This window comes from Streptomyces sp. NPDC047079 (assembly GCF_040643755.1).
Lineage (GTDB): Bacteria > Actinomycetota > Actinomycetes > Streptomycetales > Streptomycetaceae > Streptomyces.
On record NZ_JBEYUZ010000017.1, the window covers coordinates 150,295 to 158,051 of the forward strand.

Below are 7,757 nucleotides of genomic sequence, written 5' to 3' on the forward strand. Positions count from 1 at the left end.
GGCCATGACCGCCGCCGCATCCCTGGAGCTGCTCGCCCGCCGGCTGCGCGAGGCCGGGCTCGCTCCGGACGCCGAGGAACTCGCGGACGCCCTCTGGCTCGCCCGCCATGTCCCCGGCACCGCGGCGACAGGGGAACCCACCGACGAGGACCCCACCGGAAAGGACCCCGGCTTACGGCCGGGCGGCCACCGCACCACCGTTCCGCCCGAGACGTCCCTGGCGCTCCGCGCCCGGAAGCGGGCCGCGGACCGCCGGACGCCGGCCGTCGGCGGCATCGCGACCGAGGGCCCCGCGCGCGGCACGGGCACCGTCGTGGCCACCCAGGTGCCCGCCGCCTCCGTCCTGCCCGAACCGCTGGCGCTGCAACGGGCGTTACGGCCGCTCAACCGCTACCGCCCGCCGAGCCGGCCCGCGTGGTCCGGTCTGGACGAGGAGGCGACCGCGCAGCGGGCGGCCGACACCGGTGTGATCGTCCCGGTGCCGGCCCGGGGACAGCGCCGTGAGGCACGCCTGCAACTGGTCATGGACGTGTCCTCGTCCACCGTGGTGTGGCAGGACACCTTCGCCGAGCTGCGCCGGATCTGCGAGCGCGCCGGCGCCTTCCGGGAGATCCGGAGCCACTACCTCCATGAGGGCGGACGGGACGGCGTCCGGGTGGCACCCTCCCCGGACCCGACGTCGCCCGCCGACGGTCCCGGCCTGCTGCGCGACCCGAGCGGACGCCGGCTGACCCTGGTCCTCAGCGACTGCGCGGGACCGCTGTGGCGCAACGGCATCATGCAGCGGCTGCTGCACGACTGGGCCGGCTGCGCCCCGGTCGCCGTCCTCCAGCCGCTGCCCCAGCGGATGTGGCGCGGCACACACCTGCCCGCCTACTCCGGGGAACTGCGCCGCCGCGAAGGACTGGCCGGCGGACTGGAATTCCGTTCGGAACGCGCCGGACCGCCGCCCCGGCGCGCGCTTCCGGTGCCCGTGCTCGCCCTGCGCCCCTCCTCCCTCGCCCACTGGGTACGCCTCGTGTGCGACTCGACCGCCCAGCGGCAGGTCGCCTCCGCGGCCTGGGTGCGGGCCGACCATCCCGCGACCGCCGCACGGCCGCTCGCCGAACGGGAGATCAGCCCGCGCGACCGGGTGCGGGCCTTCCGGCGTACCGCCTCGCAGGACGCGCGGCACCTCGCCGAGTACCTGGCCACCGTTCCCCTCGCGCTTCCGGTGATGCAACTCGTGCAGCGGGCCATGCTGCCCGGCAGCGGCCCCGAGGCGATGGCGGAGGTCCTCCTCGGCGGACTGATGCGACGCAGCGACACCGTCGCGGACGGCGGATACGAGTTCATCGAAAGCGTGCGCGATGAACTCCTGCGCCATCTGCCCGGCGGCGAGGCGCAGCTGGTCCTCAAGCACAGCTCGCAGTACGTCGAGCGGCAGTACGGCCGTGCGGCCCGGAACTTCCCGGCGCTGGCCGCCGCCTACCTCTCCGGTGCGACGGCCGCAGCCCCCGCGGCCGAGGACGGTACCGACGACCGTCTGCTGCGCGCGTTCGCCCGGATCTCCTCGCAGGTCCTCGCCCGCTACGGGAAGGTCCCCTCGGCCCCGCCCGGCGAGGGCCCGGCGGAGCTGGCCGCGCACGCCCGCGAGGTGCTCGACCGCTACGCCGCCCAGGGAACCGCCCGCGACCTCGACGAGGGCATCGGCCTGCTGCGCCGGGCACTGGAGGCCGAGCGCCGGCAGACGGACCGGCACGCGCTGCGGACCCGGCTGGCCGGAGCCCTGCTGGAACGGTGGCGGGTGGCGGGAACGGCCGACAACCTCCGGGAGGCCTACGAGGTCCTGCCCCGCACCCGCAAGAGCGACCCGGCGGAACTCCTCATGGAGGCGCAGATCCTGCTGCACATCGCGGCCGACCTGGAGACCGCGCGGGCGGCCGCCGCGACCCTGCCCGCGGGCCTCGGCCACGACCTCGGCGAGCCCGACGCCCCACCGCGCCGGCTGGCCCTGCTCGCCTGCCGGCAGGCCCGGCAGCGGCTGGAGGAGATCCCGCTCGACGCGGAACGCTGGACGACCCGTGCCCTGGGGCTGCGCGCCACCGCCGCGTTCCGGGCGGCGTCGCTGGTCGCCCGGGCCGGCTCCGCCGTCCTCCGCCCGGACGAGGGGAGGCCACAGGAGTGGGCCGCCCAGCAGTTCGAGCAGGCGGCGGGCCTCGCGACCCAGCACCGGCTGCGCAACGGCGAGTCGTCAGCCCGTCTGCTGGAGGCCCGGATGCTGCTCGCCCTCGCCCGGCACGACTGCGGACGCGGCGCGAGGCCCTGGGAGCCCGGACCGGAGCGGCGCGCCCTCGCCCACCGCTCCGCCGAGCTGGCCGAGGTCGCCTTCCGGGAGGCGCTGCCGCTGCGCGCCGCCGAGGGAGCCGACGCCCAGGAGCTGACCCGGATCTGTCTGGACATGGCCGGTGCCCTGGACCTCACCCGAGACGCGGAGCGCGATCCCCGCACCCGCCGCAGGATCACCACCGTGCTCGGGCAGGCACTGGACCACGCGGGCGACGACACGGCACTGCGGTCCGAGTGCTTCGACCGGCTCGGCGAGGCGTACCTCGCGTCCTATGAACTGACCCGCGACACCGACGATCTGGAGGCGGCGGTCTGGTCCTGGTGGCAGGCGACCGGAGAACTGCCCCTGGACGATCCGGCCCGGCCCGGGCTGCTGCTCCGGCTGGGCCTCGCCCTCGGCGCGGCCGGCGAATGGACCGACGCCGTACGGGTGCTGCGGATGGCCGTCGACGAATCGTCCGAACAGGACCCCGAACTGCCGCGCCGCCGGGTGGAACTGGGCGATGCGCTCCTGCACCGGAACCTGCGCCAGGGAGGGCTGTCCGACCTCCACGAGGCCGACTGGATAGTGGGCACCGCCGCCCGGGAGACCGATGACGACCTACTCGCCGCGCGGGCCTGGCGGCTGCGCGCCGCTGCCGCCGGCCGGCTGGCCGAGCACACGGCCCAGTGGTCGGACTGGGAGGCGGTCGCCGACCATCTGCTGCGGGCCGCCGAACTCTACCGGGACCTCGGCCTCGCCGCCGCAGAAGCCCGCGTGCGCGTCGAACGCGGAGAGGCCCTCGGCCGCACCTCCGCCCCGGCCCGCGCCGCCGAGGAGTACCGCACGGCGCTCAGCCTGTACGGGCAGGCCGGACTCGGCGACGGGGACGAGGCGCAGCAGGCACGGGCCGCCCTGAGCGCCCTGAGCGGCGGGGGCCACGCATGACGGGTCCGGACGACACCCCGGGCATACCCCTGCCCGCTTTCGAGCGCCCCCTACCCGGCCGCGCCCGCCATCCCGTACTCGCCGCAGTGCTCGCCGAACTGCGCGCGAGGGAAGCGGAGGACGAACCACCGGCCGCCTACTACAACGACTCGCCCGACCCGACGCCGCCGCGCCTCCCGGGGGGAGCCGCACCGTGAGCTCCGACTGCTTCCGTCAGTTCGTCCTCAAGGTGCACAGCCGCTGCAACCTGGACTGCACGTACTGCTACATCTACCGAAGCCCCGACAGCAGTTGGCGCGACCGCCCGCACCACGTCGGCGAGCACACCGTGCGGCAGACCGCCCGCCGCATCGCCGAGCACGTCAGGACGCACCGGCCCCGGTCCGTGCGGGTCGACCTGCACGGTGGGGAGCCGCTGCTGACCGGACCCGAACCGCTCGTCGCGTACGCCGAGGCCGTGCGCCGCGCCGTGCCGGACGGCACCGACGTGACGGTCACCGTGCAGACCAACGGGACCCTCCTCACCCGGCCCGCGCTCGACCGCCTCGCCGACGCCGGCATCCGGATCGGGCTCAGTCTCGACGGGGGCACCCCCGCCCTCAACGCCCGCCGCGTCGACCACGCGGGCCGCCCCTCCTGGCCCGCCGCCCGCCGTGCGGCCCGGATGCTGGCCGCACGGCGGCCGGACGCCTACGCCGGCCTGCTGTGCACCGTCGACCCGGCCACCGACCCCGCCGAGGTCTACCGCTCGCTGCGGGCCCTGGCCCCGCCCGCCCTCGACTTCCTGCTGCCGCACCTGCACTGGGGCAGCCGCCCGCCCGGCCGCCACCGTCCCGCTCCCACGCCCTACGGGGACTGGCTGGCCGACGCCTTCGACCTGTGGTGGGACGACGGCACACCGGGCCGCCCGCGGGTGCGCCTGTTCACCGAGATCGCGGCGCTGCTGCTGGGCGGATCCTCACGGACGGACGCGGTGGGGCTGTCGCCGATCGCCGCGGTCGTGGTGGAGACCGACGGCACGATCGAGCGCCTGGACTCGCTGAAGACGGCCTATCCGAACGCGCCCGCCACCGGCCTGGACGTGCACCGCAACTCCTTCGACGAGGCGCTCGGGCACCCGCGGATCGCCGCGCTGAGGGCCGGGCTCGACGCGCTCGGCGAGGACTGCCGCACCTGCCCTGTGGTCCGGGTCTGCGGCGGCGGCAACTACGCCCACCGCTACTCCGGCCTCACGGGTCACTTCCGGAACCCGAGCGTTCACTGCGCCGACCTGGAGCGCATCATCCGGCACGCCGCCGCGCGCATCGGCGAGCAGCTCTCCGTATCGTCAAGGAGTCTGGTCTAACGTGGAGTTGACGGACCACGACGTAGCTCTCACCTACGTCAGAAGGAGACCCCCGGCATGCCATCCGCGTCCCCTGAGCACGTCACGATCGTCTACGCGGGACAGTCATGGTCCTGGGCGACGTGGATCGAACACCGTCTGGCGCACGCGGGAGCGGCACCGGACGCGGTCCGCTGGGATCCGCTGCACACCGCACCGGAGCCGGGGCGGCTGAGCGGTCTCCTGGCCAGACCCGGCAAGCTGCTGCTCCTGCTCGACGACTGGTTCGTGCGGTTCGACGAGGCCCGCCGGCAGGCCTGGGCCGATGTGCTGGCCGACCTCATGCCCCGGGAGGGGCACCGCGTCGTGGCCGTGTCGATCACGGCCGCCTCCCTGCCGCCGGCCGCCGAAGGGCTCGGCCGGGTGCTGCCGCTGCGCGGCCTCGACGCCGACCGGGCCGCCGAGGTGCTGCTCGACGCGCTGGAGGTGACCCCGCCCTCCGGCGGTCCGGTCAGCCTCGACCGCAGCCGTGGCCCTCGCTTCCCGGAGGACCGGCCCGGCATCGACAACGCTCCCCGCCACAACCGTGACTTCACCGGCCGGGAGCGCGTCCTGGAGCGCATGCACCAGGCGTTCACGGAGGGCGGCGAGGGCACCCGCATCGCGCTGCGCGGTCCGGGCGGGGTCGGCAAGACGCAGACGGCGACCGAGTACGTGCACCGCTACAAGGGCGAGTACGACATCGTCTGGTGGGTCCGCGCGTCGGTGCGCAACCGGGCCCGCGAGGACTTCGCCCGGCTCGCCGACAAGCTCGGCGCGGAACCGGACACCGGCGACGCCCTGCGAGGACGCATCGAGGCGGCCAAACGGGCCCTCAGAGACCGTACCCGCTGGCTGGTCGTCCTGGACGGGGCGGAGGACCCCGAGGACCTCGGGACGCTGCTGCCCGAGGGCCCCGGCCATCTCCTGGTCACCACCCCGCGCAAGGAGTGGCACCGCTGGGTCGGCCAGATCATCGACCTCCCCCCGTTCGACCGTGAGGAGTCCGTCGACTTCGCGTGCCGGCGCAGCCGCCGGCTCAGCCGCGACAGCGCCGACCGCCTCGCCGCCGCGGTCGAGGACCACCCGCTGCTGATGGACCAGACCGCGGCCTGGGTGGAGCTGAACGAGACCGCCGACATCGACGCGTACATCGCCCGCATCCAGGAGGGCGACCCGCACACCGTTCCCGTCGTGCCCTCCGAGGAGTACCGCAAGGAGTTCCAGGCCGCCTGGGGGCAGACCGTCAACACCCTGCGCGAGAAGCACCCCAACGCCTACGAACTGCTCTCGCTCTTCGCGTTCTTCTCGCCCGACGTGATACCGCTGGGCCTGGTGCAGTCGGCGCGCGCCGGTGACCTGCCCCCGCACCTGGTGTCCCTGGTCACCGAGCCGAGCAGCTGGAACACCGCGCTGCGGGTGCTGTCCGAGGCCACCTCCATGCGGCTGGAGTACGAGCAGGGGCCGATGGACATCCAGACCGTCGGCACGCTGCGCATGCACCGGCTGTTCCATCGCTTCGTCCGCGGCCATCTGGGCCCGGAGGAGGCGCGGCAGTCCGCCGAGACCGCCCGCCGCGTGCTCGTCGCCGCCGACCCCCGCCGTCCCGGCGACCGCGTCCACTGGCCGCGGTACGCGGAGGTGATCCCGCATCTGGAACCGACGGGCGCGCTGCACTCCACCGATCGGGACGTGCGGGCCGTGGTGCTCGACTGCATCGAGTACCTGCGGATCCGCGGCGAGTACAAGGAGGGCCGGCAGCTCAGCGGGGCGGCCGTCGCCGCCTGGACCGCCGTCTCCCCGGACACCGACCCGGATGTGCTCATCGCCGTGCACCAACTGGCCAACATGGAACGCCGGCTCGGCCGCTACCGCGAGGCGGAGCGCATCGGGCGGGACGTCCTGCGCCGGATCACCGCCGATCCCGAGCGCAGCCCCATCCAGGTGCTGCGGGCCAAGAACGGGCTCGGCGGAACCCTGATGGCGCTCGGACAGTACGAAGAGGCCCGCCTGCTGTACGAGGACGCGGAGGCCCAGGCGGCAGCCGACCTCGGCGAGCACGAGGTGCCCCGCACCCTCGCCATCCGCGGCAACCTGGCGATCGCCCTGCGGCTGCTGGGCCGCTACGAGGAGTCCCTCACCCTGCACCGCGCCGTCCTGGAGTCGTACATCGCCCTCAGTGGCGGCCGTGATCCGGCCACCCTCGACGCCGGGCTGCACACCGCCTGGACGCTACGGCTGCTGGGCCGCTACGGCGACGCGCTCGCCATCCAGGAGCTGAACTTCCGCCTGCACAGGGAGGTGTTGGGCGGCAACCACGGTCAGACCCTGCTCGCCCAGCACAATCTCGCGCTGTGCCTGCGCCGCGACGGGTCCCACCTGCGGGCCCGGGGACTGATGCGGGAAGCCCGCGACCGGATGCTGCGCCGGCACGGCCCCGACCACCCCGAGGCGCTGATGCTGAGCTCGGACTACGCGATGCTGCTGCGCGACATCGGCGAACTCGAGGAGGCCCGGGAACTCGCCGAGGCCGCCCGCGGCAGCTATGAGCGTCTGCTCGGCGACAGCCACCCCTATGTCGCGGGAGCCCTCGACAACTGCGCCCTCATCCAGGGCGACCAGGGGGACCTGCAAGGCGCCCGGGAGCGCGCGGAGCTGGCCCGAGCGGGGATGGAACGGGCCCTGGGCACGGCCCACGTCTGGTCGGTCGGCTGCGCGATGAACACCGCGACGGCGCTCGCCCGGACCGGTGAGCTGGAGCGTGCGGTGGCGCTGGGCCGGGACGCCCTCGGGCGGGCGCGGGCCGCGGTCGGGGACGCGCACGTCCTCACCCTCAACCTCGCGGCGGGCCTCGCGCAGGACCTGGCGGAGACCGGCCGGCACGAGGAGGCGGCGAGCGTGCGCCGGGAGGCGGTCCGCCGGCTCACCGAGAACTTCTTCGAGGAGCACCGGCAGGTGCGGTACATGCTCGACGGGCGGCGCCCCTACTGGGACTTCGAACCGCAGATGATGTGAGACCGGCCGCACGCCCAGGGGGCCCGCTCCCGGAGGGGCTCCTTTGCCGCACGACCTCACGCACGGCTCACCACCGGGGTTCCTCCACGGCTCGGCACCAGGGTGCATCGACATGGCTCGACA

Annotated in this window: 4 protein-coding genes; all 4 read left to right on the plus strand. The window is 74.7% G+C overall.

Going from position 1 to position 7,757, the window contains the following annotated elements:
• Positions 1-4: 4 nt before the first annotated feature.
• From ABZ823_RS22265 to fxsT, 4 genes are read left to right on the plus strand one after another with little or no spacing between them, the layout of a single operon-like run.
• Entirely contained in the window at positions 5-3,256 is a 3,252-nt protein-coding gene (locus ABZ823_RS22265; RefSeq protein WP_361662979.1) for an SAV_2336 N-terminal domain-related protein, read from the plus strand.
• Positions 3,253-3,453, plus strand: a complete 201-nt coding sequence (locus ABZ823_RS22270) for a hypothetical protein (RefSeq protein ID WP_361662982.1) — start codon at positions 3,253-3,255, stop codon at positions 3,451-3,453. Before ABZ823_RS22265 ends, ABZ823_RS22270 begins: the two co-directional genes overlap by 4 nt.
• Positions 3,450-4,601 (plus strand): FxsB family cyclophane-forming radical SAM/SPASM peptide maturase, encoded by a 1,152-nt coding sequence (locus ABZ823_RS22275; RefSeq protein WP_361662985.1) that lies wholly within the window; start codon positions 3,450-3,452, stop codon positions 4,599-4,601. Before ABZ823_RS22270 ends, ABZ823_RS22275 begins: the two co-directional genes overlap by 4 nt.
• A 57-nt stretch (positions 4,602-4,658) precedes the next feature.
• Entirely contained in the window at positions 4,659-7,634 is a 2,976-nt protein-coding gene (gene fxsT / locus ABZ823_RS22280; RefSeq protein WP_361662988.1) for an FxSxx-COOH system tetratricopeptide repeat protein, read from the plus strand.
• Positions 7,635-7,757: the final 123 nt, after the last annotated feature.